1 protein-coding gene is annotated in these 1,598 nt (G+C 42.8%); it reads right to left on the bottom strand.

All coding sequences use genetic code 11. The features are described 5' to 3' along the window. The coding region (locus B0A80_RS13735; protein WP_233430749.1) for a condensation domain-containing protein at window positions 1-1,598 on the bottom strand (1,598 nt) is incomplete at both ends.

Genomic DNA, 1,598 nt, shown 5'->3' with positions numbered 1-1,598 from the left:
GGGGTACGCTCAACCTGTTGCTCAAACAAATCAACAACAGTCTTATCTTGAGGATAAGAAACATAAGTATCGTTAAAGACATGCAGCAACTGGTGCTCTTCTGTCTTGGAAAGAATCTTCAGACTGCCCAATGGCTGGTCAATATCCTGGACAATACTGTTGAGAAGCTCATGGTAATGAACAAGCATCCTCTCAATTGTCGATGAATCAAATAAGGCAGTGCAGTAGTTCATGCTCAATGAAATGCCCTGATGGCTTTCCGCCGCACTCAGCGTCAGATCAAACTGGGCCGTAACAGTTTCAAATTCATAATTTGAAATAGTAATCCCGTCCAGATCCAGATCTTTACCCTCTTCATTGTTCTGTAAAGAAAATAAAACCTGAAATAAAGGACTGCTGCTCATATCACGGCTAGTAATCACACGCTCAACAACCTTCTCAAAAGGAACCAGTTGATGGTCGTAACTCTCAAGGGTGGTCTGTTTTACATCGGACAACAAATCACGGAAACTTAGATCGCCGCTCAAATTACTGCGAAGCGCCAAAGTATTTACAAAAAATCCAATCATACCCTCAAGCTCTGACTGGGTACGGTTCGCAATAGGGGTACCTACACAAATATCATCCTGGTCACTGTAACGCGAAAGCAAAACCTTGAAAGCCGATAATAAAAGCATAAAAAGAGTAACTCCCTGATCACGACATAATGATACCAAAGAATCACGTAACCCTTCACTAAGGGTAAATGAAATGCTTGACCCTGAATTACTCTGCACGGAAGGACGAACATAATCGGTAGGCAAAGATAAAGTGCTTACACCCCTGAGCTTCTCTTCCCAGTACAATAACTGGTCCTCCAGAAAAGAACCCTGTAAATATTCACGCTGCCAAATCGAATAATCGGCATACTGCAATGGCAGATCAGCAAGTACCGCAGAACGGCCCGATTTAAAAGAATTGTACAACTCCATAAATTCATTTACCAATATACCTTCGGACCAACCGTCACTGGCAATATGATGAAATACACAGGCAAGGACATACTGATCCGATCCAAGTCTGTACAGACAAGCCCTGAGCTTGTAATCCAAAGACAAATCAAAAGGCCTGCCAAGATAAGCGTAGAGACTATCCTGAAGTAATTCCTCACTTATATCTGTTCGGTCCAGTGACCAGGCAGATGAACTTATAACCTGCTGGTATCCTATACCCTGCTCCGACACGATAAGGGTTCGCAATACCTCATGACGGCTAACAATCTCTTGAAGGGTCTGCTCCAATACAGAAACATCTAAAGATCCCTCTAAACGAAGAACTGTAGGGATATGGTATTCCGTACTGCCCTGAAGCTGGTCCAAAAACCATAAACGCTCCTGGCTAAAGGATAAAGGAATATGAGACGCACGAGCCTGCAGTGAAACAGCAGGAAGCAATCCTTTTTCTAAACGAACCGATAAATGGGAACTTAAGCCTCCAATACTGCTATGGGTAAATACCTCTCGAATCGACAACTCTATCTCCAGTTCCTTACGAATCATAGAAACCAAACGTGTAGCCAGTAAACTATGACCTCCAAGTTCAAAGAAATTATCATGGAT

Source organism: Flavobacterium tructae (genome assembly GCF_002217475.1).
GTDB classification, from domain to species: domain Bacteria; phylum Bacteroidota; class Bacteroidia; order Flavobacteriales; family Flavobacteriaceae; genus Flavobacterium; species Flavobacterium tructae.
This window is presented reverse-complemented; position numbering and strand designations above follow the sequence as displayed.